We start from the raw sequence: 21,397 nt of genomic DNA, 5'->3' as shown, positions 1-21,397 counted from the left end.
GACCTGCCCCGCCGGACCCCGCCCGCTTAATCCCCGGGCGCCCGAACCGCCGGGCATGATACCGACCGATCGCATGGCGGCCGTCGACGCCAACGCGGCGGCGCTCGGCGTGCCGCGCAAACAGCTGATGGAGTCGTCCGGGAACGCGGTCGCCCGCGAGGTGCGGGCCGTCGCGGACCCGGGCGCGACCGTCGCGCTCGTCTGCGGCCGCGGGAACAACGGCGGCGACGCCCTCGTCGCGGCGCGGTTCCTGACCGAGTACGCCGTCCGGGTCCACCTGCTCGGCCGCCCCGAGACGATCCGGACCGACATCGCGCGGGAGAACTGGGCGGCGCTCGAAAACGCGGCGGTCCCCCGAGAGACCGTCACCGACTCGCGCGACCTCGACCTCAACGCGCCCGACGGCGACGACCCCGACGTGGTCGTCGATGCGATGCTCGGGTCGGGGATATCCGGCGGGCTCCGCGAACCGGAGCGGACCGCGGCCGCCGCGATCAACGCGAGCGACGCGACGGTGATCGCGGTCGACGTGCCATCCGGGATCGACGCCGACACGGGCGACCCGACGGGGGGCCCGGGCGGGGTCGCCGTCGACGCCGACCGCGTGGTGACGTTCCACGACGAGACGCCCGGGCTGGCAGCCCTCGACGCCGCGGTCACGGTCGCCGACATCGGGATCCCGGCCGCCGCGGAGCGGTACACGGGCCCGGGAGACCTCCTCGGCCTCGACCGCGACCCCGACTCGCACAAGGGCGACAACGGCGAGGTGCTGGTGGTCGGCGGCGGGCCGTACACCGGCGCGCCGACGCTGTCTGCGCTCGCCGCGCTCCGGGCGGGCGCGGACCTCGCCCGGGTGGCGTGTCCGGAATCGATCGCGGACGCGGTCCAGGGCTTCTCGCCGAACCTCATCGTCCGGCCGCTCCCCGGCGATCGGGTCGGCTCGTCGCACGCGGACCGGGTCGCGTCGCTCGCGGCCGAGAACGACGTCGTCGTCCTCGGCCCCGGACTGGGAGACGGCGACGGGACCCGCGAGCTCGTCCGCGAGTTCCTGACGGCCTACGAGGGGCGAGCGGTCGTCGACGCCGACGCGCTCCGCGTCGTCCCCGAGGTCGACACGGACGCCGACCTGATCTGTACCCCGCACCAGGGCGAACTGGTCGGCATGGGCGGCGAGACGGCGCCTGAACCCGACGAGCGCGCCGAACTGGTCCGGGAGTTCGCCGCGGACCTGGGCCACGTCCTGCTCGTGAAGGGCGCGGTCGACGTGGTCGCTGACGCCGACGGCGTGCGGCTGAACCGCACCGGCAACCCGGGCATGACCGTCGGCGGGACCGGCGACGTGCTGGCGGGGACGGTCGGCGCGCTGGCGGCGGTCGCGGACCCGTTCCGAGCGGCCGCGGTCGGCGCGTACGTCGTCGGGCGCGCGGGCGACGCCGCGGCCGACGCGAACGGCGCCGGCCTGGTGGCGACGGACTTACCCGACCGGCTGCCGGAGGCGATGCGTAATGAGTGACGGCGGACCCGGCGACGGCGCGGCGGGCGACGGCGCGAGCGCGGACCCCGCCGGCGCGGACGCGCTGACCCACACCGACGACGCGGGCGACGTCCAGATGGTCGACGTGGGCGCGAAGCCCGACAGCAGTCGACGCGCGGTCGCGCGCGGCGAGATCCGGCTGACCCCGGAGACGATCCACGCGGTCGAGGCCGACGCGGTCGAGAAGGGCGACGTGCTCGCGACCGCCCGGATCGGCGCCGTCCAGGCCGTGAAACACACCTGGGAGACGATCCCGATGTGCCACCAGATCCCGATCACGAACGTCGACACCGAGTTCGCGGTGGGCGACGACCGGATCGAACTCACCGTCGCGGTCGAGACCACCGGGAAGACGGGCTGCGAGATGGAGGCGTTAGAGGGCGTCACGACCGGGCTGAACACCGTCTGGGACATGGTGAAGGCGGCCGAGAAGGACGCCGACGGCGGATATCCCGACACGCGGATCTCGGACGTCGAGGTCGTCGAGAAGCGGAAGGAGCAGGTCAGCGAGTGAGTCGCGGGCGGGTGACCGGTGGGCGGCGAGTGAGCGGCGGGCGGCGTCGGACCGGGGCCCGACCGTCGGTCAGAACAGCCCGCTCACGTCGCCGTCGGCATCCACGTCGATGTCCTCGGCGGCCGGCTCCGCGGGCAGCCCCGGCATCGTCATCACGTCGGCGGTCTTCGCGACGACGAAGCCGGCCCCCGCCGAGGGGGTCACCTCGCGGACGGTGAGCGTCCACCCCTCGGGCACGCCAGTCCGGGCGGGGTCGTCGGACAGCGAGTACGGGGTCTTCGAGAGGCAGACCGGGAGGTCGCCGTACCCCCAGCGCTCGACGCGCTCGACGTCGTCGGCCGCGCCGTCGACGTACTCGACGCCTGCGGCGCCGTACACCTCGCGCGCGACCGTCGCTATCTTCTCGCGGAGCGGCGCGTCGGCGTCGTACAGGGGTTCGAACGACCCCGTCCCGGCGCGATCGCGCACGAGTTCGGCCAGGTCGGTCGCGCCCGCGCCGCCGTCGCGGTGGGCCGTCGAGCGCGCGACCGGGATCCCGCGCTCTTCGAGGCCGGCTTCCAGCACGGCGAGTTCGGCCTCGGTGTCGTCCGCGAACACGTTGATCGCGGCGACCGCCGGGACCCCGAACGACTCGGCGATCGAGACGTGCTTCGCGACGTTGGCGACGCCGGCCCGGACCGCCTCGGGGGCCGGGTCCGCGAGGGCGTCGAAGTCGGTCGGCCACATCTCCAGCCCGTGGCGCTTCGCGCCGCGGACGGTGGCGACCACGACGGCAGCGTCGGGGACCACGCCCTGACGCGCGACGATGTTCCCGAACTTCTCCGCCCCGAGGTCGGCGCCGAACCCGGCCTCCGTGACGAGGTAGTCGGCGAGCGCGGCGCCGACCCGGTCCGCGACGAGGGTGTTCGTCCCGTGCGCGATGTTCGCGAAGGGGCCGCCGTGGACGAACGCCGGGACCCCCTCGACCGTCTGGACGAGGTTCGGCCGGAAGGCGTCCCTGAGCAGCGCGGCCGCGGCGCCGGTCACCCCGAGGTCGTCCGGCGTGACGGGCTCGCCGTCGGCGTCGGCCGCGAGCACGATCCGACCGATCCGCGCCTTCAGGTCATCCAGGTCGGTCGCGAGCCCGAGGACGGCCGTCAGCTCCGAGGCGGCGGTGATCACGAACTCGTCTTCGCGCGGGACGCCGCTCGCGGTCCCGCCGAGCCCGACGACCGTCTCGCGGAGCGCGCGGTCGTTGACGTCGAGCGCGCGCGGCCAGTCGACCCGTCGCGCGTCTATCTCCGCGTCGTTGCCCTGATGAAGGTGGTTGTCGAGCGCGGCCGCGAGGAGGTTGTGCGCCGCGGTCAGCGCGTGGATGTCGCCGGTGAAGTGGAGGTTGATCGCCTCCATCGGGAGCACCTGCGACCGGCCCCCGCCGGCCGCGCCGCCCTTGACCCCGAAGACCGGGCCGAGCGACGGCTCCCGGACCGCGACCGCGGCCCGCTCGCCCAGCGCGGCGAGCCCCTGCCCGAGTCCGACGGTGGTGACGGTCTTCCCCTCGCCCTTCGGCGTCGGCGACATGCCGGTCACGAGGACGGTCGTCCCGGCCGACGCCGCCGCGGCCCCGGGCGCGCGCGGCCCGTCGCCCACGGCGTCGCGGACCGCCGCGTGCGTGAGCTTCGCGACGCCGTCGCCGCGCCGCTCGACGTCGTCGGCGGAGAGCCCGAGGTCGGCCGCGACCTCCTCGATCGGCCGGGGATCGGCCGCTCGCGCGACGGCGAGGTCCGAATCCGGTACCCCAGTCGCGTCGCTCGCGGGATCGGTGGGCGCCATACCGGCGCTTCTCGGCCCGCTCGTATGAGCGTTGCTCGGGCCTTGGTGACAACCCTCAGCGGTCGAGGAACGGCGGGACCACGACCTCGGCGCGCTTCTCGTCGCCGCGTACGACGACGCTCACCTCGGTGCCGGCGTCGGCGTACGACTCGTGGAGGTAGCCCAAGCCGATGGGCTCGTCGAGCGTCGGGCTCATCGTCCCGGAGGTGAGCTTCCCGACGCGGGTGAGGTCGCCGTCGGTGACGGCGTATCCGTTCCTGGGGACGCCGCGCTCGCGGAGGCGGACGCCGACGAACTTCTCGTCGACTCCCTCCTCTTTCTGGGCCTCCAAGGCGTCGCGGCCGACGAACTCCGTGTCGAGCTCGACGACGAAGCCGATCCGGGCCTCGTACGGCGTCCGGGGCTCGCTCTCCGGGTCGAAGTCCTGTCCCGACAGCAGGTAGCCCATCTCGGTGCGGAGCGTGTCGCGGGCGCCGAGCCCGCACGGCTGCGCCTCCAGCGGCGCGTCGGCGAACGCCGCCCAGACGGACTCGGCGGCGTCGGCCGGACACATCACTTCGAAGCCGTCCTCGCCGGTGTAACCGGTGCGCGCGACCCAGCTCTCCGTGCCGGCCACCGCCGCGGCCGCCGCCTCGAACTTCGAGAGGCCGACGACCCGGTCCCCCGGCGTCGCCTCGTCGAGCGCGTCGGCCGCGTCGGGGCCCTGGACTGCGAGCATCGCCCAGTCGTCGGTGGCGTTCGCGACGGTCGCGTCGAGGCCCCACTCGTCGCGGTGCGCGGTCCAGCGGTCGTACATCTGCCCGTCGTGGCCGGCGTTCGGCACGAAGAGGTACGCGGGGTCGCCGCTCGGGGCGTCGAGGTCGCCGTCGCGGGTCGCGTCGAGGTCCGCGAGCGACGCGGCCCCCTCGCCGGCCGCGGTCCCGTCGGGGAGCCGGTAGACGACCGTGTCGTCGAGCATCACGCCGTCCTCGTTCGTGATCGCGGCGTACTGCGAGTCGCCGGGGTCGAGCGCGCGCACGTCGTTCGTCGTGAGCCGGTTCAGCAGCTCGGTCGCGTCCGGGCCGGACACCTCGATCTCGCCCATGTGCGACACGTCGAAGACGCCGACCGACTCGCGGACCGCGGCGTGCTCGGTCCGGATCGAGTCGAACTCGACGGGCATCTGCCAGCCGCCGAAGTCGGTGAACTTGGCGCCGCGCTCGTCGTGGGCGTCGTGGAGCGGAGGGAGGCGATCGGTCATACTCGCACCTCTCCGGGACGAACCTAAGGCTTTGTGACATCGGCGGTCCGCGTCGGCGGCGGCCCCCGCCGCGGTCGCGCCCGTCGTCGACTCGGCCGACAGCCTCAAGCGGTCGCCGGCCCCTCGCTCCGGCGTGAGCAGCCGTCGCCCCGACCGGACCGGTCCGATCGCACCCGCGGTCGCCGTCGTGGTCGCCGCGGTCCTCCTGTTCGCGCTCGTCGGGACCTGGCCGCCCTTCGTCGCGGTCGAGAGCGGCAGCATGGCGCCCGGGGTCGAGCGCGGGGACCTCGTCGTCGTGACGGCGGCCGACCGCGCGCCGTGGGGCGACCTCTCGACCGCCGCCGACCCGAACGCGCCGGCGCGGCTCGGCGGGACGGGCGACGTCGTCGTCTACACCGTCCCGGGGGCGGACGGGAGACCGGTGTTCCACCGGTTGGCGTTCGCGGTCGACGCCGGCGAGGACTGGACGGAGCGGGCCGACCCGGCGCTCCTCGCCGCGGACTGCGCGGATCTGGCGACGTGCCCGGCGCCGTACGACGGGTACGTCACCTACGGCGACGCGAACGAGCTGTACGACCAGAGCGCGGGCATCGCGCCCGTCGTCCCCGACGAGTGGATCGCCGGGAAGGCGCTGTTCGCGGTGCCGAACCTCGGCTGGATACGGGTGGGCGTCGAGGCGGCGGCCGCGCGCTACGGCGGGGTCGCGACCGGCGTCGTCCTCGTCGGTATCGCGGGACTGGCCGGGGGCGTCGGGGCGCTGTTGCTCGGTCGGGTTCGGCGGGGAAGCCGGCGGTAAGGAGTTCTGTGAGGGCTCCGAAGGCGCGTTCACCCCCGTCGCTCTCTCTCCCGTGAACGGTCGCCGTCTGCGTCGCTCGATCGCTACCGGTGCCAGGTCGGTTCGCTTCCCGTATCGTCCGGGGCCTCGGTCGCGTCGACCTCGTCGCCGTCGAGCGTCACGGAGCCGTTCGCCGCGTTGCGGAGGGCGTCCGACCGGCCGAACTCGCCGGGCGCGATGGCGAGCGTCCGGATCCCGTAGCCGTTCGCGGTCTCGACGACCGGCTTGAAGTCCGTGTCGCGGGAGGCGATCGCGAGCGTCTCCATCCGGCCCTCCGCGGCGAACCGCGCGGCGTCGACCGCGAGCTTCACGTCCACGTCGCCGCTCGTGATCACGACCTCGAAGCCGCGGGCCTCCGCGGCCTGGATCAGCCCCGGCGTCGCGTGCTCGTCGAGGTACAGCCGGGTCGTCACCAGCGGCCCCTCCGCCTCGGCGGCCAGTCGCACGTCGTCTAAGTCCACGTCGAACTCCTCGCGCAGCACGTTCGGGCCGTCGACGAACAGCGCCACGCCGCCGGCGTCCGGATCCGTCTCGGCGTCCGCGCTCGCGACGCCCTCGGCGGTCGTCTCGGGGTCCGGCCCCTCGCCTCGGTCCATGACCGGCCTTCGCCGTCGTCGGAAATAGGTATGGTGATCCGCGCGCTCGCGGTTCGCCCTCGTCAGTCGCCGGTCGTCCCCCGTGACGGTCCGTCAGCGACCGGGCCGCTCGTGATCGCCTGTTCGAAACGATCGTCCGCGAATCATCGACACTCTTCGGCGATCGTAGTCAAAATTCAGGACCTTATATCGATATTACGACTTCCCTCACGTCCGTAGTGAATATACGGAGGCTTGAAGTACGGTGTCCAGCAATAACGGGATAAGATGTCACAATCGAACGCGTACACCGTCATTTCCGCACAGAACGATCACGAATGTACCACGGTACGTGCCCATCCCCGCAACGAGACGTTCCACATCGTCGACTATGCGGACGAGGACGCCCGCGAGCGGGTCGCGGACCTCCCGGTCGGGTCCGTCGTGCGGATGGAGCTGTCCCGCGCGGGTCGCCGGAGCAACGTCTGGTGCGCCGAGTCGGTCACGACGGCCCGGACCGACGGGGGAGAGCGCCGGTAAGCGGCGCCGAACCCCGAGCTCCGCCACCGGCCGGGAGCGCGTCCGTCGACTCCGCAGTCCGGTTCCCGCGGGTCCGCTTGGTCCCTCTCTTTCGCCGTTCGCCGTCCGTCTCGCAGCCGTCCGCTCCCCGATGGCGACAGGTATTTGCCGCCGATGCCGGTAGGCGCAGGAGATGGTCGAGACGCTGCTCGCTGTCGGTATCGTCGCCTCGGTGTTCGTCGGCTTCAACATCGGCGGCTCCTCGACCGGCATCGCGTGGGGGCCGCCGGTGGGCGCCGGCATCCTGAAGAAGACGACCGCGGCCGCGCTGATGACGGTGTTCGTGTTCCTCGGGGGGTGGACGGTGGGACGAAACGTGATGGACACGCTCAGCGGCGGGATCATCACGACCGAGCTCTCGCTGTCGGCCGGCGTCGCAGTCCTGTTTTTCATCGGGTTCGGGATCCTCATCGCGAACGTCTTCGGCGTCCCGGTGCCGACCTCGATGACGACCGTTGGCGCTATCGCGGGGCTCGGGCTGGCGACCGACACGCTCAATTACGCCACGATCACCCGGATCGTCTCCTGGTGGATCGTGACGCCGATCATCGGCTTCTGGATCGGGGTCGTCATCGGCCGGTACGTCTACCCGGCCGTGAACCGGCGCGTTCGCATCGAGAAGTCCCCCGGCCCGCTGCTCCGACTCGACCGCGACGGGGCCGTACCCACGGTCGCGCTCGGACCCAACACGACGTACTCGGAGCTCGTCAGCACGGTCGTGGTTCTGGTCATCGGCTGTTACATGGCGTTCAGCGCCGGTGCGAGCAACGTCCCGAACGCCGCCGCGCCGCTCGTCAGCGGGGTCGGCGGGCTCCCCGACGACACCGCGATCCTGCTCGCGACGCTCGCGATCGGGCTCGGCGGGTTCACGATCGCCCGCCGCACGATGGAGTCGGTCGGCGGCGAGCTCAGCGACATCCCACTCCTCGCCGCGCTGTTCGTGATGACCACGGCCTCGACGATCACGACGGTCCTCTCGTGGATCGGCATCCCGATCAGCCTCGTCATGGGCACGGTGATGACGATCGTCGGCATCGGCTGGGGGCGGGCGACGCGCCCGGTCACGGTCCGGCAGGCGGTCACGCGCGACACCGGCGACAACGAGATCGTCACCGGCGCGATCACCGTCGTCGACACCGAGGGACGGCAGTCGTCGCCGATCGGGGAGGCGGAGCCGGCGGCGGTGTTGAACGCGGGCGACCTGTTCAACCCCCGGGCGGTCCTGAAGTACGTCTCGATGTGGATCATCGGCCCGTCGGTGTCGACCGCGCTGGCGTACGCGTTCTTCGTCCTCTTGCCGGGAGTCGCCTGACGACGCCGCGCTGACGGGAGCAGTTAGGAGGGTGTGCAGCGTAGATCGGGTATGATAGACCGCATCCTCGTGCCGATGGACGACTCGGACCACGCCGAGCGAGCCCTCGAATACGCCTTGGAGAACTTCCCGGACGCCGACGTCACCGTGGTCCACGTCGTCGGCGCGCCGTCGATGATGATGGGCGAGGCCGCGTCGCTCGCGCTCGCGGACGACTTCGAGGCGGCGGCCGCGGAGCGCGCGGAGGGCGTCTTCGAGCGCGCCCGCGCACTGGCGACCGACCGCGGCCGCGAGGTCGACACGGCCGTCGGCGTCGGCCACCCGGCGCGGAACATCGTCGACCGGGCGGAGGGGTACGACACGGTCGTGATCGGGGCCCACGGCGCGGACCGCGGGCGTGCGACGCGCCGGTTCCTCGTCGGTAACGTCGCCGAGACCGTCTCCAAGCGCGCCCCGGTGCCCGTGGTGCTCGTCCGCTGACGGAGGGCCCGGCGCGGTCGGTGGGCGGCGGCGCGATCAGTCCCGCGTGAGCCGCGGGTTCGTCACCGCGCCGGCGGCGGCGGAGGCGAAGTCCCGGCCGTACTTCGCGAGGATGCCCCCCTCGTAGGGCGGCTCGGGCGCCTCCCACTCCTCGCGGCGCGCCTCCAGCTCCTCGTCGGAGAGGTCGACGGTGAGGTCGCGCTCGGGGATGTCGACGGTGACGTGGTCGCCGTCCTCGATCAGGCCGATCGGGCCGCCGACGGCGGCCTCGGGCGCGACGTGGCCGATCATCGGGCCGCGGGTGCCGCCCGAGAAGCGGCCGTCGGTGAGCAGCGCCACGTCGTCCTCGTGGCCCGCGCCGACGACCGCGGCGGTGACCCCGAGCATCTCGCGCATCCCGGGGCCGCCGCGGGGGCCCTCGTTGCGGATGACGATCACGTCGCCGGACTCGATCCCGCCCGACTGGACGTACTCCATCGCGTCCTCCTCGTTCTCGAACACGCGGGCCGGCCCCTCGTGGTAGAACTCGTCGTCGCCGGTCACCTTCAGCACCGAGCCGTCCGGCGCGAGGTTGCCGTCGAGGATCTTGATCGCGCCCTCCTCCTCCTTCGGGTCGTCGACGGGATAGAGGAAGTCGGCCTCGATGTCCGACTCGTCCGGGAGCTCGCCGCGCTCCTCCAGCGCCGCGATCTCCTCGGCGAGGGTGTCGCCCGTCACTGTCATCGCGTCGCCGTGGAGCAGGTCCGCCTCCAGCAGGCGGCGGAGCACGACCGGCACGCCGCCGACCTCGTGGAGGTCGTTCATCACGCGCGTCCCGCCGGGCTGGAGGTTCGCGATCTTCGGCGTGCGCCGCGAGATCTCGTCGAAGTCCTCGATCGAGAGGTCGACGTCGGCCTCGCCCGCCAAGGCGAGCAGGTGGAGGACGGCGTTCGTCGAACCGCCCATCGCGGTCTGGGCCGCGATGGCGTTCTCGAACGACTCCCGCGAGAGGATGTCGGAGGGCCGGCGGTCGTTCTCGATACAGTCCATCGCCAGCTCGCCGGCGCGCTCGGCGACCGCGTAGCGCGCCTCGTCCTCGGCGGGCGGCGAGGCCGACCCGAGCGGCGCCAGCCCGAGCGCCTCCGAGAGCGACGCCATCGTGTTCGCGGTGAACATCCCGCCGCACGAGCCCGCGCCGGGACAGGCGTGGCGTTCCAGGTCGTCGAGCTCGTCGGCGTCCATGTCGCCCTGCGCGTACGTGCCGACGCCCTCGAACACCTGGACGATCGTCACGTCGCGGCCGTCGTGCTGCCCGGGCATGATCGAGCCGCCGTAGAGGAAGACGCTCGGCAGGTCCGTCCGGATCGCGGCCATCATCATCCCGGGGAGGTTCTTGTCGCAGCCCGCGACCGTCACCAGCGCGTCCATCCGCTCGCCGAAGGAGACCAGCTCGACCGAGTCGGCGATGACCTCCCGCGAGATCAGGCTCGCCTTCATCCCCTCCGTCCCCATCGAGATGGCGTCGCTAATCGTGATCGTGCCGAACTCGATCGGCATCCCGCCCGCGGCGTCGATGCCGTGGAGCGCGGCGTCGGCCACGTCGTCGAGGTGGACGTTACACGGCGTGATGTCGGCCGCCGGGTTCGGGACGCCGACGATGGGCGAGGAGAGGTCCTCGTCGTCGAACCCCATCGCGCGGAACATCGCGCGGTGCGGCGCCTTGTCCGGTCCCTCGGTCACCTCGCGGCTCCGCAGGTCCCCGTCCTTCTTCCCGGCGAATCGGTCCGCGTCCTCCCGGCGACGGCGCCGCTCGTCGTCGTCGGACCTCGGCTGCTGTTCGCTCATACGCGACCCTGTCGCTCGGGACTCTTAAACGACCGCGTCGGGGCGAGGGTTGCTCGGCGGGGCGAACGGGTTCGGGGCGGGGGTCGATCGGTCGTCGTCCCCGGGCTATCACACCCGCGCCTTCAGCTCCACCCGGTAGCCGAACGGGTCCCTGACGTACACCGCGCCGGCCTCGCCGGTCGCGCCCAGCGGCGAGTCGAGCGTCTTCTCGACCGCGGCGCCCGCGTCCGCCAGCTCGCGTTCAATCTCGTCGACCGACTCCTCCACGACGACCGCGACGTGGTCGTAGTTCGTCTTCGTCGGCGCCTCGAACTCCTCGGTCGGCCAGAGGTGGATCACCGCGGTCGCCGAGAGCCGCACGTCGAAGAAGGGCTTCTCGTCGGCCGCGTACAGCGCGTCCTCGACGCCGAACCCGAGTTGCTCGCCGTAGAACTCGCGGGCCTCGTCGGCGCCGTCTTCCGGGATCCGGAAGTTGACGTGATCGATGTGTCGCGCTCGCATGCGTGTCGGTTCGGCGGCCGGCGGCAAAAAGGCGACAGTTAGGCGAACGCGCGCAGGATTCCGGCGCCGTCGGTGCTGCGCCCGAGGTCGGGGAGTGTGGCGCGCTCGGGGTGCGGCATCAGCACGGCCACCGTCTCGCGCTCGCCGAGGACGCCGGCGACGTTGTCGGTCGAGCCGTTCGGATTGGCGGCGTCCGTGACGTTCCCGTCGGCGTCGCAGTAGCGGAAGAGGACGCGGTCCTCGGCGACGAGGTCGGCGTGGGCCGCCTCGCTTATCTCGAAGCGCCCCTCGCCGTGCGCGATGGGGACCTCGATGACCTGTCCCTCGTCGTAGGCGGCGGTCCAGGGGGTATCGGCGCGCTCGACGCGCAGGCGGACCGGCTCGCACTGGAACCGCGCGGAGGCGTTCGTGGTGAACGCGCCGGGCGTCAGCCCCGACTCCGAGCCGATCTGCGCGCCGTTACAGATGCCGATCACGGGGACGCCGGCGTCGGCGGCGTCGCGGACTTCGTTCATGATCGGGTCGCGGGCGGCCATCGCGCCGGCGCGGAGGTAATCGCCGTAGGAGAACCCGCCGGGGAGGACGACCCCGTCGGGGTCGGCGGGGAGGCCGTCGTCGTACCAGACGCGCTCGGCGTCGACGCCGAGGTGATCTAAGGCGCGGACGGCGTCGCGGTCGCAGTTCGAGCCGCCGAACTGGACGACGGCGACCGTCACGCCGCCCACCTCGCCTTGTCGGCCGTCATCGCTCCGCGACCGCCACGTCGTAGTCGTGGATCGTGGGGTTCGCGAGCAGCCGCTCGGCCATCTCGTCGGCGCGGTCGGCCGCCTCGTCGGCGTCGGCTGCGTCGAGGTCGACCTCGAAGCGGTCCGCCGAGCGGAGGTCGGACAGCTCGAACCCGAGCCGTTCGAGGGCCTGCTGGGTCGTCTCGGCCTCCGGGTCGAGGACGCCCCGCTTTAGCCGGATCGTCACCGTCGCCGTGTACGCGGTCATACCTGTTGGTGCGGGGTCGTGTGTAAAAACCGTTTTGGAACGACGCTTATGCGCATATTCGTGGATATGTTGCGGTCGTTCGTGCGGGAGGCAGGGACGGCACCGAGCGAAAGGGGCAAACCCCTCCGGCTGTTGTGAAGGGTGTATGCAGCCGCTCGAACCCGCGGAGGTGATCGTCGCATGACCCGCGAACTGACCGAAATCACGGTCGTCGGAGGAGACAAGACCGGACTCATCGCGCGGGTCACCTCCCTGCTGTTCGAGCGCGGAATCAACATCGAGGACTTAGACCAGGCGGTCCGCGAGGGCGTCTTCCGGATGACGACCCGCGTCGACACCGCGGAGATGGAGACATCGCGCGGCGAGCTCCGCCGCGCGCTCGCCGAGCTGGGCCGCGAGCTCGACGTCGACATCCAAGTACGGTTCCCGAGCGATCGCGACGCGCGGCGCGTCGCGCTGCTCGTCACCAAGGAGACCCACGCGCCCGAGGCGCTGTTGGAGGCGGAGGCGCGGGGCGAGCTGGCCGAGGACAGCGAGGCCGAGATCCCGGTCGTCATCGGCAACCGCGGCGACCTCCGGTCGCTCGCGGAGCGCTACGACAAGCCGTTCTACGACGTGGGCGACGGCAACGGCAACACCGACGAGGAGCGTCTGCTCGACCTGCTGGCCGAGTACGACGTGGACCTCATCGCCTTGGCGCGGTACATGCGCATCCTCTCGCCCGAGGTCGTCTTCCGGTACGAGGGGCGGATCGTCAACGTCCACCCCTCGCTGCTGCCGGCGTTCCCCGGCGCGGAGGCGTACCGGCAGGCCAAGGACGCCGGCGTCCGGGTCGCGGGCGTCACGGCCCACTACGTCACGACCGACCTCGACCAGGGGCCGGTCATCGCTCAGCGCGCCTTCGACGTGCCCCCGGGCGCCGACGTCGACGAGATCAAGCGGCGGGGGCAGCCCCTCGAGGCCGAGGTGCTGCTCGACGCGGTCCGGCTCCACCTCGCGGACGCCATCGCGGTCCACCGCGGGACCGTCCACGTGCGCGAGGACGTGGACGTCGACGCGCAGCTCGGCCTCTCGGAGGCCGCCGTGGACGCGAACCCGGACGAGCCCGTCGACGGCGAGCCCCTCGGCCGGACCCGCCCGTCGCCGTCGGACGACTGACGGAGCGGGAGAGGGCCGCAGGCGCCGGTCGCACCCGGACTGCGGCGGCTACTTTTAATCGCCCGCGAGCGCAACAATGGACGATGACCGGCCGTCGCGCGCGGACGAGGTTCCTCGCGGACACCGCCGCGGTCGTCCGCAGCGACGAGCGGCTGATCCTGCTGTTCCTGCTGCTCCTCTCGCTCGCCGCGCTGGCGGTGTTCCTCCACTACACGACCCTGGTGCTCGAGGGGCTCCCGGACCCGGTTCCGGGGGAGCCGTTCGGGCCGTGAACCGGGACCGCCGGGGCGCTCACTCCAACCGCACCAGCAGGTCGCGGTTCGCGGCCTCGTAGCGCAGGCGCTCGTCGTCGAGCGCCCGGCGGCGTCTGGCCGCCCAGTCGCTCGCGTCGTAGCCGGTCTCGCCGACGGCCGCCTCCACCGTGTCGAGCAGGTGCGCGAGTACGGTCCGCTCGCCCGACTCGTAGGGGGGTTCGATCTCCCACGGGGAGGGCCCCTCGGCGATCGCGGTCGCCTGCTGGGCCAGCGCCGCCGTCCCGTCGGGGCCGCCGGGGCGGAACTCCCGCATGTGGCGGTGATAGCGGTCGAGGACGGCCTCGTCGTCCGGGTCCGGGGGCGCGAACCGCGTCTTGCCGTCGTAGGTGATCGGCGCGTACGCGACGGGGGCGACCTCGGCGAGGGCGTCGACCGCGGGGGCGGCGTCGACCACGTCGAAGAACGCGCAGCCGACGACCGCGTCGAACCGCTCGCCGGCGGCCGCCGCCTCGCTCGCGACGTCGAAGGCGTCCGCGACGCGGAACTCGACGGCGACGTCGCCGACCGCGCCGCCGATCCGCGCTTCGCCCGCCGACAGGGCGTCCTCGCGGGCGTCGACCGCGACCCACCGGCCGGCGTCGATCACGCCCCAGTCGACGAGGCGCTCGACCATCGTCGCCGTGCCCGCGCCGACTTCGAGCACCTCGGGCTCGGGCGGGAGCTCGGCGGCGAAGCGGTCGAGGACCGTCCGGTTCAGCGAGCGGTCGTCGAGGGCGCGCTTCGCGTCGAGGTACGTCGCGTGGTCGGTCACGCCGCGTCACCTCCCCGATCCGGGCCCCCCGTCCGCCGTCCGGCCTCGGCCTCCAGGAAGTCGACGACGCGGTCGAGCGTCTCCGGCCACCCCGGCCGCGCCTCGTAGTCGCGGCGGGCGGCGGTCCCCATGGCCGCCAGCCGGTCGCGGTCGTCGAGGTCGCGGAGGGCCGCGGCCACGGCGCGCGGGTCGCCGGGGGGCACGAGGACGCCCGACTCGCCGTCCCGGACGAACTCGCTCGCGCCGCCCGCGGTCGTCGCCAGCGGCACGCAGCCGAATCCCATCGCCTCCAGGTACACCATGCCGAACGGCTCGTACCGCGACGGGACCGCCAGGACGTGGCTCTCGCGGAGCCGCGCCGCGACCGCCTCGTCGTCGAGGCGGCCGGCGAAGCCGACGCGGTCGCCGATCCCGGCCGCGGCGACCGACTCCGCGACGGCCTCGGCGTGGTCCGGCGCGACCGTCCGGTCCCCGACGACCGTCAGCCGCCAGTCCACGTCGCGACCGTCCAGCCTGGCGAGGCCGTCGACGAGCGCGTCGAGCCCCTTCCGCGGGACGACGTTCCCGAGGAAGGTCACCTCCAGCGGACCGGACCGGGCGCGCTCGCGGATCTCGGACGCGGAGGTCACGGGCTCGAACCGGTCGCCGGCCGGCGGGGCGACCGCGCTCCTGGCCGGGCCGCCGAGCACGGCCGCGTTCCGACGGGTCGTCTCGGCGTTGTACACCGCGGCGTCGACGCCGCGGAGGAACCGGCGCTCGACGGCCGCCACTCCGCGGCGACCGAGCGCCGAGCGCGCGCGGTCGAGGGGCCCCCGTCCGCCGTCCGGCGTCCCCTGCGCCGCCCGCGCACGCCACGCGATCATGTGGACGAGCGCGACGGTCGGCGCGTCGAGCCGGCGGTTGGCGCACAGCACGGAGGGGTGCGCCAGCTCGTCCTCGACGACCACGTCGAACTCGGCGAGGCGGTCTGCGAGCCGGCCCGCACGGAGGTTCGGCGCGAGGCGTTCCCGGTAGGACCCCCGAGGCAGCGAGACCACCTCGACGCCGTGGCCGCGCCCGCGGAGCCGGTCGCGGAGCCGCCGGTCGTAGTAGAAGCCGCCGGACTCGGACTCGATGTCGCCGGCCAGCACTAGGGCGACGCGCATCGGGGCGTCACCGCAGTTCGCCGGCGTAGGAGACGCTCGCGGCATCGTCCTCGCGGACGGTCACGGTCAGCCGGGTCGCGGCCGGGGCGTCCACCGTCGCGAGGTCGTCGAACAGCGCCCGGGCCAGCCGCTCGGCGCTGGGGTTGCCCTCCAAGTGCTCGTTGAGCGTCTCGTCCCGGTAGCGGTCGGCCGCGTCGGCCAGGGCGTCGAGCGCGAGATCGATGTCGAGCAGGTAGCCGTACTCGCCGAGCTCCGGGCCGCGGAACGTCGCCTCCGCGGTGAAGGTGTGCGAGTGGAGCTCCGCCTCGCCGGCCGGCGGGTTCGGGACGGTGAGGTAGTGCTGTGCGACGAACGTCTCGGAGACGGTCAGTTCGTACATGGGTAGGTGAAGAGGAGTTGGAGGGTCGCTTCGCCCTCGTCGGCGAGGCGCCGGTACGCGCTCGGCGCGCGGTCGACCGGGACGCGGTCCGTGACGAGCCGTTCGGTGACGCCCAGCTCGCCGTGAAGTCGCCGGAGCTGGCGCCAGGCGGTCTCGCGGCGGCGCTCCCGGTCCCAACGACCCCGGAGTTCCGGCGCGATGGTCGTGACCTGGCTGCTCCGGACGGTGACCCGCCCGCGGTGGAAGTGGTCGCCGAAGCCGAGGTCGGCGCGCTTGGTGCCGTACCACGACCCCACGAGGACGCGGCCGTCGAACCGCGTCGTCTCGACGGCCGTCTCCAGCGTCTCGGGCCGCCCCGAGACCTCGACCGCGAGGTCGACGCCCCCGGTGCGGTCGCGGACGGCGTCGACGACGCCGGCGCGCCCGTCGTATCGGGTCGGGTCGACGACGGCGTCGGCGCCGAACTCGGCCGCGAGCCCGCGCCGCCGGTCCTTCGGTTCGACCGCGACCACGGTCTCCGCGCCGCTCCGTGCCAGGAGGGCGGTCGTGAGCAGCCCCACGACGCCCTGCCCGAACACCGCGACGCGCTCGCCGAGCCGGGGGGCCGCGTCGAGCGTCAGCGTCACCGCCGTCTCCGCGTTCGCGAACAGCGTCGCGGTCTCCGGGTCGATCCCGTCCGGGACCGGGATGAGCGCGTCCGGGGAGACGGCGAACCGGCTCTCGTGGGGGTTGAACGCGAAGACGGTGCGGTCGCGCCACGACGGGTCGACCGCCTCGCCGACCGCGGTCACCCGCCCGACGACCGCGTAGCCGTAGCGGAGCGGGTACGAGAGGTCGCCGTCGAGCGAGGAGAGCTCCTCGTCCGCGACGGTCTCGGGGTCGAGATCCCCGCGGTACGCGAGCAGCTCGGACCCCGCGCTCACCGCCGAGACGGACGCGGAGACGACCACCTCGTCGGGGGCCGGGGCGGGGTCGTCGACCGGGACGACCTCGACGCGCTCGGGGGCGGTGAACTCCACCGCGCGGTGGACGGCGCCGTCGCTCACGCGGACTCACCCGTCCGCGGCCGACGGCCGAGAGGAGTCGACATTACCGATCGCATGTGCCGATCAAATATAAAGCCCCGCCGGCGACGACCGCCCGACCGAGCGGAGTCGCCCGTCGCGGTCGCGCCCGCCGGGGAGTAAACATAAGCCGGCGGAGGCCGTGCGTGGCGTATCCATGGCACACTCCGACGCGGGCGCCGACGTCGAATCGCTGACCACGCTCCACTGGGTCGGGATCATCGCCGCGACCGTGTCCGGGATCGTCCACGCCGTCCTCGGGGTTCTGGTCGGGGGCGCGCTTGGGATCTCCTTTTTCGTCGCGACCCTCGGCTTCGGCGCGGGCGTGGCGGCGATAGTCGCCGGGTACCGGCGCCGGCTGATGTACGCCGTCGGGATCCCGTTCACCGGCGGTCAGATCGTCCTCTGGTACGTGATCAACTTCGTCACCGGGACGTACTCGTTCCCGGCCGACGTCGGGGTGTACGGCGCCGTCGACAAGGTCGCGCAGGTCGCGTTGATCGCCGTCCTGGCGGTCCTGCTCTCAAGAGAGTCGTAGCGCGCGACCGCGGCTCGCCGTTCACTCCTCGACGCCGCGAACCGGTCCCGCCCCCGCCCAGTTCGGACCGTTCGCTCACCGCCTCACTCGCCGCCTCGCCCGGCCGCGGTCGGCGGGTCGTCGCGGCCGAGTCGCCCCGTCGCGGCCGCCCAGTCTCTGGCGAAGCTCGCCAGGAGCGCCGCCAGCGCGACCGCCGCGAACGCGGTCAGGAGGGCCCTCCCGCCCCCGCGGCCGACGTTCGGGAGGAGCGCGAGCGCGACCACGGCGAACTGCGCGGTGCCCACGAACGGCCGAACCCGGCTGGGCGGCAGCTCGTACACCGGTGCCCCGCGTCGCCGGCGCCGCCACAGCGACCCGGCGTAGGCGTACCAGACGCCGCCGGCGAGGAGGTACCACGCGGGGAGCGCGCCGAGCGCGACGGCGACCGCGGCGCCGACGAGCACGGCCAACGCGTCGGTGGCCCCGTCGAGGCGCGCGCCGAGGGCCGTCTCGCGGGTGCGGCGGGCGACAGCGCCGTCGACCGCGTCGAGGCCCACCGCGCCGACGAAGAGGGCGGCGGGGAGCCACGGACTCGGCGCCGGCGCGACCGCCGCGCCCGCGAGGACGACGGCGAGCCAGCCGCGGAACAGCGTGATCGCGTTCGCCGGGCCGAGCCGCGGGTCCGGTGCCTCACCGTCGGGCGTGCGGTTCGCCGCGAGGTTGCCGCGCGCGTACGCGGCGAGGTACGCGCCGGGAACGACCGCGGCGAGGACCCAAGCCGTGCCGAGCGGGCGCCACAGCGCGGCCAGCCCGAGCGCGCCGAGCGCCACGGCCCCGGCGAACCGTCGGCGGAGCCTGGCGGGCGGGACGGCGGGGGGATCGGGGACCGTCATCTCAGTCCGGTTTCCCGTCCGCGGGCGGTCCGGCGTCGGGGTCGCCTCCGCCTTCTCCCTCGGCCGCGGCGCTCCGCGGGGTCTCGCCGATCTCCTCCATCACGCGGGCGTGGAACTCGCGAAGGACCGCGGACTCGTCGTCGGCGATGACGGTGTCGGAGTCGACCAGCGTCGCGAGCCCGAACGCGAGCGGGCTGGGCGAGTCGACGACGCGGTGTTCGACCGCGAGGTCGCCGGCGGCGATCCGGTCGACCGCCTCGCGGATGCCGTCGACGTCGAGCCGGTCCTCCAGCAGCTCCCGGTACGTCTCCTCTAAGACGGCGAACTCCTCTAAGTCGGCCGCGAACGACAGCAGCATCTCGGCGGAGACCTGCTGTTCCGCGGCCGACTTCTCGTACCCCTTGTACCGCTTCAGGATCAGGAGCGCGCGCCCTGCGTTGATCCGGAAGTAGCGCTGGAGCAGGTCCGTCCCCTGAACCGCCTCGCGCAGGTCCTCGCGGACCGTCTCCGGGTCGAGGTCGGCCAGTATCCCCGCCACGTCGACCTTCCGGTTCAGCGGGAGCGCGAGCGAGAAGCCGCGGTCGGCGACCGCCACCGCGACGTTGGCGTCGGTGCGGTTCGCGACCGCGGCCGCGACGAGCCGCGAGAGCCCGTCGTTGAACCGGCGGCCGTAGATCGAGTGGACGTAGAAGCGCCGCTTGTACTCGCTCCGGTCGAGCTCCTCCTCGACGACGAGGCGGTCGGGCGTCGAGACCGAGTCCGCGCCCGCGTACCGTACCTGCTCGTCGTACATGCGGGCGAGCGCGCGGACCGCGTTCCCGTCGAGGGGGAACTGTCGGAGCCACGCCCGGACCGCCGCCGGGCCGGCGTTCGCGCCGTCCCCCGTCAGGCGGTCGAGGAGTTCGGCCTGGAAGTCGAGGACCTCGCGGGCGAGGTCCGCCGAGAGGGGCAGTCGCTCGGCGAACCACGACGGCACGGTCGGGCGCTCGCTCGTGTGGTCGACGTACACCTTCGAGCCGCGGCGGTAGCGGAACGCGAACCGCTCGCCGCCCAAGGCGAACACGTCGCCCGACTCCAGCGTGTCGAGGTACGACTCGTCGAGGGTGCCGACCCACTCGTCGTCGCGCGTGAACACGTCGCAGGTGAACGAGTCGGGGATCGTTCCCACGTTCGTCATGTAGATGACCCGCGCGAGCCGCCCGCGCTTCCCGACGAGCGTCTCGCCGACCGGGTACGCGGGGTGGTGGTGCTCGCCGTCGGGCGGGTCGTTGGCGTCGCGCCACACCTTCGGGTAGACGTTCTTCTCCTCCAGTCCGTCGTAGTCGCCCGTGAGGTACCGGAACAGCCGCTCGTACGCGGCGTCGTCGAAGCCGCGGTACGGGTGCGCCCGGCGCAGTACCTCGCGGACCTCGCGGTCGGGGCGGATCCGGTTTATGGCCATCCCGTAGACGTGCTGTGCCGCCACGTCATACGCGCCCTCGGGCGGGAACACGCGGTCGACGAACCCGTCCTCGGCGCGCGCGAGCAGCGCGGCGCACTCGATCAGCTCGTCGCGGTCCAGGGCGAACACCCGGCCCTCGACGGTCTCGCCCGGGCTGTGGCCCGCGCGGCCGACGCGCTGGAGCAGCGCGGCGACGGACTTCGGCGAGCCCACCTGGACGACGAGATCGAGGTGCGGCATGTCGATTCCCAACTCCAGGCTCGTCGAGGTCGTGACCACGTCCAGCTCGCCCGACTTCAGCCCCTCCTCGACGCGGGTGCGCTGCGCCTCGCCGAGGCTCCCGTGGTGGCAGCCGGAGTCCGACTCGTCGTAGTCGAACCGCCCCCGGAGCTCCTGGAGGGTGCGCTCGGCGCCCGAGCGGGAGTTCGTGAACACCAGCGTGTTCTCGTGGGACTCGATCAGGTCGTGAAGCGACTCGTAGAAGCGGTCGGTCACCGCCGACCGCGGCGTGTGGATCAGGTCGGCGGCCGGCGTCCGGAGTTCGAGGTCGAACTCGCGGGCGAACCGGGCGTCGACCACCTCGCAGGGCCGCGTCTCGAACCCGTCGGCGTCGCCGACCTCGCCGGCGACGCGCTCGCGCCCGACGAGGAACGAGGCGATCCCGTCGAGCGGTTCGACGGTCGCCGAGCAGCCGATCCGCGCGATCCCGGCGTCGCCTCCCCGGTCTCCGTTCCGCGTCAACTCGGTCAGCCGCTCTAGGGACACCGCGAGGTGCGTGCCGCGCTTGTTCGCGGCCAGCGAGTGGATCTCGTCGACGATCACGTACTCGACGGTGCGGAGCTTCTCCTTGAACTTCGGCGAGTTGAGCAGGATCGCCAGCGTCTCCGGCGTGGTGTTGAGGACGTGGGGCGTCTCGGAGAGCATCGCCTGCCGGTCCGCCTTCGAGGTGTCGCCGTGGCGGATCGCCTGCCTGACGCCCGGATCGTACGCCTCGGCGTCCCCCGCCCCGTCGTCCCTCTCGGCCGCGGCGACCGCCTCCCCGATCCCCTCCAAGGGAGTCTCCAGGTTGCGCTCGATGTCGTTCGCGAGCGACTTCAGCGGCGAGACGTACAGGCAGTAGACGGCGTTGTCGAGGTCGTCGGCGCGGTCGCGCGCGAAGAGGTCGTCGAGCACCGCGAGGAACGAGGCCAGCGTCTTCCCGCTGCCCGTCGGCGCCGCGACGAGGCAGTTCTCCCCGTCGTCGACGCGAGGGATCGCCTCGCGCTGCGGCGGCGTGAAGAACCCGCCGTTCTCGCCGACGTACGCGCCGAACCGCTCGACCCACCAGCGCCGGACCGGCGGCGAGAGCCGCGCGAGCACGTCGGCGTCGGCGATCGGGACCGCGTCCGGGTCGAAGTCGGGGTCCGCGATCGCACCGCGCTCGACCGCGTCGCGGAGGAGGGCGCGCGCGGCCGCCTCGTCGCCGCGGTCCGTGGTCTCGCTCACGGCGATCACGAGGGCTCGGGGAGGGAAATCGGTTGCGTCGGGGCCGCGGAA

At 73.1% G+C, this 21,397-nt stretch carries 22 protein-coding genes; 9 read left to right on the top strand and 13 right to left on the bottom strand.

Annotation, left to right across the window (positions count from 1 at the left end; genetic code table 11):
* Positions 1–55: 55 nt before the first annotated feature.
* Positions 56–1,513: an NAD(P)H-hydrate dehydratase gene (locus EXE50_RS03210; RefSeq protein WP_137704347.1), complete on the top strand. Its 1,458-nt coding sequence runs from the start codon at positions 56–58 to the stop codon at positions 1,511–1,513.
* Complete coding sequence (gene moaC / locus EXE50_RS03205) at positions 1,506–2,048, top strand: cyclic pyranopterin monophosphate synthase MoaC (RefSeq protein WP_137704346.1); 543 nt, start codon at positions 1,506–1,508, stop codon at positions 2,046–2,048. Before EXE50_RS03210 ends, moaC begins: the two co-directional genes overlap by 8 nt.
* A gap of 69 nt (positions 2,049–2,117) precedes the next feature.
* Here the strand turns inward: moaC and EXE50_RS03200 are convergent, their stop codons facing one another.
* Both EXE50_RS03200 and EXE50_RS03195 read right to left on the bottom strand, forming a co-directional pair.
* Positions 2,118–3,860 (bottom strand): formate--tetrahydrofolate ligase, encoded by a 1,743-nt coding sequence (locus tag EXE50_RS03200; RefSeq protein WP_137704345.1) that lies wholly within the window; start codon positions 3,858–3,860, stop codon positions 2,118–2,120.
* A 55-nt stretch (positions 3,861–3,915) separates the two neighbouring features.
* Complete coding sequence (locus EXE50_RS03195) at positions 3,916–5,100, bottom strand: glycine cleavage system aminomethyltransferase GcvT (protein WP_137704344.1); 1,185 nt, start codon at positions 5,098–5,100, stop codon at positions 3,916–3,918.
* Positions 5,101–5,233: 133 nt separating this feature from the next.
* Between EXE50_RS03195 and EXE50_RS03190 the strand changes: the two genes are divergently transcribed.
* Entirely contained in the window at positions 5,234–5,896 is a 663-nt protein-coding gene (locus tag EXE50_RS03190) for a S26 family signal peptidase (protein WP_137704343.1), read from the top strand.
* Positions 5,897–5,979: 83 nt separating this feature from the next.
* On the opposite strand, the gene EXE50_RS03185 is transcribed toward EXE50_RS03190, so the two are convergent.
* Positions 5,980–6,531 carry an NYN domain-containing protein gene (locus EXE50_RS03185; protein WP_053771263.1) on the bottom strand — a complete coding sequence of 184 codons (552 nt, stop codon included), beginning with the start codon at positions 6,529–6,531 and terminating at the stop codon, positions 5,980–5,982.
* Between the two features lie 267 nt (positions 6,532–6,798).
* On the opposite strand from EXE50_RS03185, the gene EXE50_RS03180 reads away from it, so the two are divergent.
* The 3 genes from EXE50_RS03180 (at position 6,799) to EXE50_RS03170 (ending at position 8,881) form a co-directional block, all read left to right on the top strand.
* Positions 6,799–7,050, top strand: a complete 252-nt coding sequence (locus EXE50_RS03180; RefSeq protein WP_053771262.1) for a hypothetical protein — start codon at positions 6,799–6,801, stop codon at positions 7,048–7,050.
* A 172-nt stretch (positions 7,051–7,222) separates the two neighbouring features.
* Positions 7,223–8,401 (top strand): inorganic phosphate transporter, encoded by a 1,179-nt coding sequence (locus EXE50_RS03175; RefSeq protein ID WP_137704342.1) that lies wholly within the window; start codon positions 7,223–7,225, stop codon positions 8,399–8,401.
* 51 nt (positions 8,402–8,452) lie between these two features.
* Complete coding sequence (locus EXE50_RS03170) at positions 8,453–8,881, top strand: universal stress protein (protein WP_121599421.1); 429 nt, start codon at positions 8,453–8,455, stop codon at positions 8,879–8,881.
* A 36-nt stretch (positions 8,882–8,917) separates the two neighbouring features.
* On the opposite strand, the gene ilvD is transcribed toward EXE50_RS03170, so the two are convergent.
* The 4 genes from ilvD to purS form a co-directional block, all read right to left on the bottom strand.
* Positions 8,918–10,705, bottom strand: a complete 1,788-nt coding sequence (ilvD, locus tag EXE50_RS03165) for a dihydroxy-acid dehydratase (protein ID WP_137704341.1) — start codon at positions 10,703–10,705, stop codon at positions 8,918–8,920.
* Positions 10,706–10,813: 108 nt separating this feature from the next.
* Complete coding sequence (locus tag EXE50_RS03160; RefSeq protein ID WP_137704340.1) at positions 10,814–11,206, bottom strand: VOC family protein; 393 nt, start codon at positions 11,204–11,206, stop codon at positions 10,814–10,816.
* Between the two features lie 38 nt (positions 11,207–11,244).
* A complete protein-coding gene (gene purQ / locus EXE50_RS03155; RefSeq protein ID WP_053771257.1) occupies positions 11,245–11,922 on the bottom strand; it encodes a phosphoribosylformylglycinamidine synthase I in 678 nt (225 codons plus the stop codon).
* A 25-nt stretch (positions 11,923–11,947) separates the two neighbouring features.
* Positions 11,948–12,199 carry a phosphoribosylformylglycinamidine synthase subunit PurS gene (gene purS / locus EXE50_RS03150; protein ID WP_053771256.1) on the bottom strand — a complete coding sequence of 84 codons (252 nt, stop codon included), beginning with the start codon at positions 12,197–12,199 and terminating at the stop codon, positions 11,948–11,950.
* A gap of 180 nt (positions 12,200–12,379) precedes the next feature.
* Between purS and EXE50_RS03145 the strand changes: the two genes are divergently transcribed.
* Together EXE50_RS03145 and EXE50_RS03140 are read left to right on the top strand one after the other, a co-directional pair.
* The gene (locus EXE50_RS03145) at positions 12,380–13,357 is read left to right on the top strand and encodes a formyltransferase family protein (RefSeq protein ID WP_053771255.1); all 978 of its coding nucleotides are present in this window, start codon (positions 12,380–12,382) and stop codon (positions 13,355–13,357) included.
* Between the two features lie 83 nt (positions 13,358–13,440).
* Positions 13,441–13,629 carry a hypothetical protein gene (locus EXE50_RS03140; RefSeq protein ID WP_121599417.1) on the top strand — a complete coding sequence of 63 codons (189 nt, stop codon included), beginning with the start codon at positions 13,441–13,443 and terminating at the stop codon, positions 13,627–13,629.
* Between the two features lie 19 nt (positions 13,630–13,648).
* Here the strand turns inward: EXE50_RS03140 and EXE50_RS03135 are convergent, their stop codons facing one another.
* The 4 genes from EXE50_RS03135 to EXE50_RS03120 are packed head-to-tail and all read right to left on the bottom strand — an operon-like array spanning position 13,649 to position 16,992.
* Entirely contained in the window at positions 13,649–14,422 is a 774-nt protein-coding gene (locus EXE50_RS03135; RefSeq protein ID WP_137704339.1) for a class I SAM-dependent methyltransferase, read from the bottom strand.
* Positions 14,419–15,567 (bottom strand): glycosyltransferase family 4 protein, encoded by a 1,149-nt coding sequence (locus EXE50_RS03130; RefSeq protein WP_137704338.1) that lies wholly within the window; start codon positions 15,565–15,567, stop codon positions 14,419–14,421. The genes EXE50_RS03135 and EXE50_RS03130 overlap by 4 nt, the downstream gene beginning before the upstream one ends.
* Before the next feature lie 7 nt (positions 15,568–15,574).
* Positions 15,575–15,946 (bottom strand): 6-carboxytetrahydropterin synthase, encoded by a 372-nt coding sequence (locus EXE50_RS03125; protein WP_121599414.1) that lies wholly within the window; start codon positions 15,944–15,946, stop codon positions 15,575–15,577.
* The gene (locus tag EXE50_RS03120) at positions 15,934–16,992 is read right to left on the bottom strand and encodes a zinc-binding alcohol dehydrogenase (RefSeq protein ID WP_053771250.1); all 1,059 of its coding nucleotides are present in this window, start codon (positions 16,990–16,992) and stop codon (positions 15,934–15,936) included. The genes EXE50_RS03125 and EXE50_RS03120 overlap by 13 nt, the downstream gene beginning before the upstream one ends.
* A gap of 175 nt (positions 16,993–17,167) precedes the next feature.
* Here EXE50_RS03120 and EXE50_RS03115 point away from each other — a divergent pair, with 175 nt between their 5' ends.
* Positions 17,168–17,548 (top strand): hypothetical protein, encoded by a 381-nt coding sequence (locus EXE50_RS03115; protein ID WP_053771249.1) that lies wholly within the window; start codon positions 17,168–17,170, stop codon positions 17,546–17,548.
* A gap of 83 nt (positions 17,549–17,631) precedes the next feature.
* Here the strand turns inward: EXE50_RS03115 and EXE50_RS03110 are convergent, their stop codons facing one another.
* Both EXE50_RS03110 and EXE50_RS03105 read right to left on the bottom strand, forming a co-directional pair.
* Positions 17,632–18,420 (bottom strand): CDP-alcohol phosphatidyltransferase family protein, encoded by a 789-nt coding sequence (locus EXE50_RS03110; protein WP_053771248.1) that lies wholly within the window; start codon positions 18,418–18,420, stop codon positions 17,632–17,634.
* Position 18,421: 1 nt separating this feature from the next.
* Positions 18,422–21,355, bottom strand: a complete 2,934-nt coding sequence (locus EXE50_RS03105; RefSeq protein ID WP_137704337.1) for an ATP-dependent helicase — start codon at positions 21,353–21,355, stop codon at positions 18,422–18,424.
* Positions 21,356–21,397 lie beyond the last annotated feature (42 nt).

This window comes from Halorubrum sp. ARQ200, assembly GCF_005435115.1.
Classification (GTDB): Archaea; Halobacteriota; Halobacteria; order Halobacteriales; family Haloferacaceae; genus Halorubrum; species Halorubrum tropicale.
This window is presented reverse-complemented; position numbering and strand designations above follow the sequence as displayed.

Bases quoted from the DNA above. Each gene is read 5' to 3' on its own strand.
- moaC (WP_137704346.1), top strand. From the start codon at position 1,506: ATGAGTGACGGCGGACCCGGCGACGGCGCGGCGGGCGACGGCGCGAGC.
- EXE50_RS03125 (WP_121599414.1), bottom strand. From the start codon at position 15,946: ATGTACGAACTGACCGTCTCCGAGACGTTCGTCGCACAGCACTACCTC.
- EXE50_RS03170 (WP_121599421.1), top strand. From the start codon at position 8,453: ATGATAGACCGCATCCTCGTGCCGATGGACGACTCGGACCACGCCGAG.
- EXE50_RS03110 (WP_053771248.1), bottom strand. From the start codon at position 18,420: ATGACGGTCCCCGATCCCCCCGCCGTCCCGCCCGCCAGGCTCCGCCGA.
- EXE50_RS03180 (WP_053771262.1), top strand. From the start codon at position 6,799: ATGTCACAATCGAACGCGTACACCGTCATTTCCGCACAGAACGATCAC.
- EXE50_RS03145 (WP_053771255.1), top strand. From the start codon at position 12,380: ATGACCCGCGAACTGACCGAAATCACGGTCGTCGGAGGAGACAAGACC.
- EXE50_RS03140 (WP_121599417.1), top strand. From the start codon at position 13,441: ATGACCGGCCGTCGCGCGCGGACGAGGTTCCTCGCGGACACCGCCGCG.
- purS (WP_053771256.1), bottom strand. From the start codon at position 12,199: ATGACCGCGTACACGGCGACGGTGACGATCCGGCTAAAGCGGGGCGTC.
- EXE50_RS03210 (WP_137704347.1), top strand. From the start codon at position 56: ATGATACCGACCGATCGCATGGCGGCCGTCGACGCCAACGCGGCGGCG.
- EXE50_RS03200 (WP_137704345.1), bottom strand. From the start codon at position 3,860: ATGGCGCCCACCGATCCCGCGAGCGACGCGACTGGGGTACCGGATTCG.
- EXE50_RS03175 (WP_137704342.1), top strand. From the start codon at position 7,223: ATGGTCGAGACGCTGCTCGCTGTCGGTATCGTCGCCTCGGTGTTCGTC.
- EXE50_RS03185 (WP_053771263.1), bottom strand. From the start codon at position 6,531: ATGGACCGAGGCGAGGGGCCGGACCCCGAGACGACCGCCGAGGGCGTC.
- ilvD (WP_137704341.1), bottom strand. From the start codon at position 10,705: ATGAGCGAACAGCAGCCGAGGTCCGACGACGACGAGCGGCGCCGTCGC.
- EXE50_RS03195 (WP_137704344.1), bottom strand. From the start codon at position 5,100: ATGACCGATCGCCTCCCTCCGCTCCACGACGCCCACGACGAGCGCGGC.
- EXE50_RS03130 (WP_137704338.1), bottom strand. From the start codon at position 15,567: ATGCGCGTCGCCCTAGTGCTGGCCGGCGACATCGAGTCCGAGTCCGGC.
- EXE50_RS03115 (WP_053771249.1), top strand. From the start codon at position 17,168: ATGGCACACTCCGACGCGGGCGCCGACGTCGAATCGCTGACCACGCTC.
- EXE50_RS03160 (WP_137704340.1), bottom strand. From the start codon at position 11,206: ATGCGAGCGCGACACATCGATCACGTCAACTTCCGGATCCCGGAAGAC.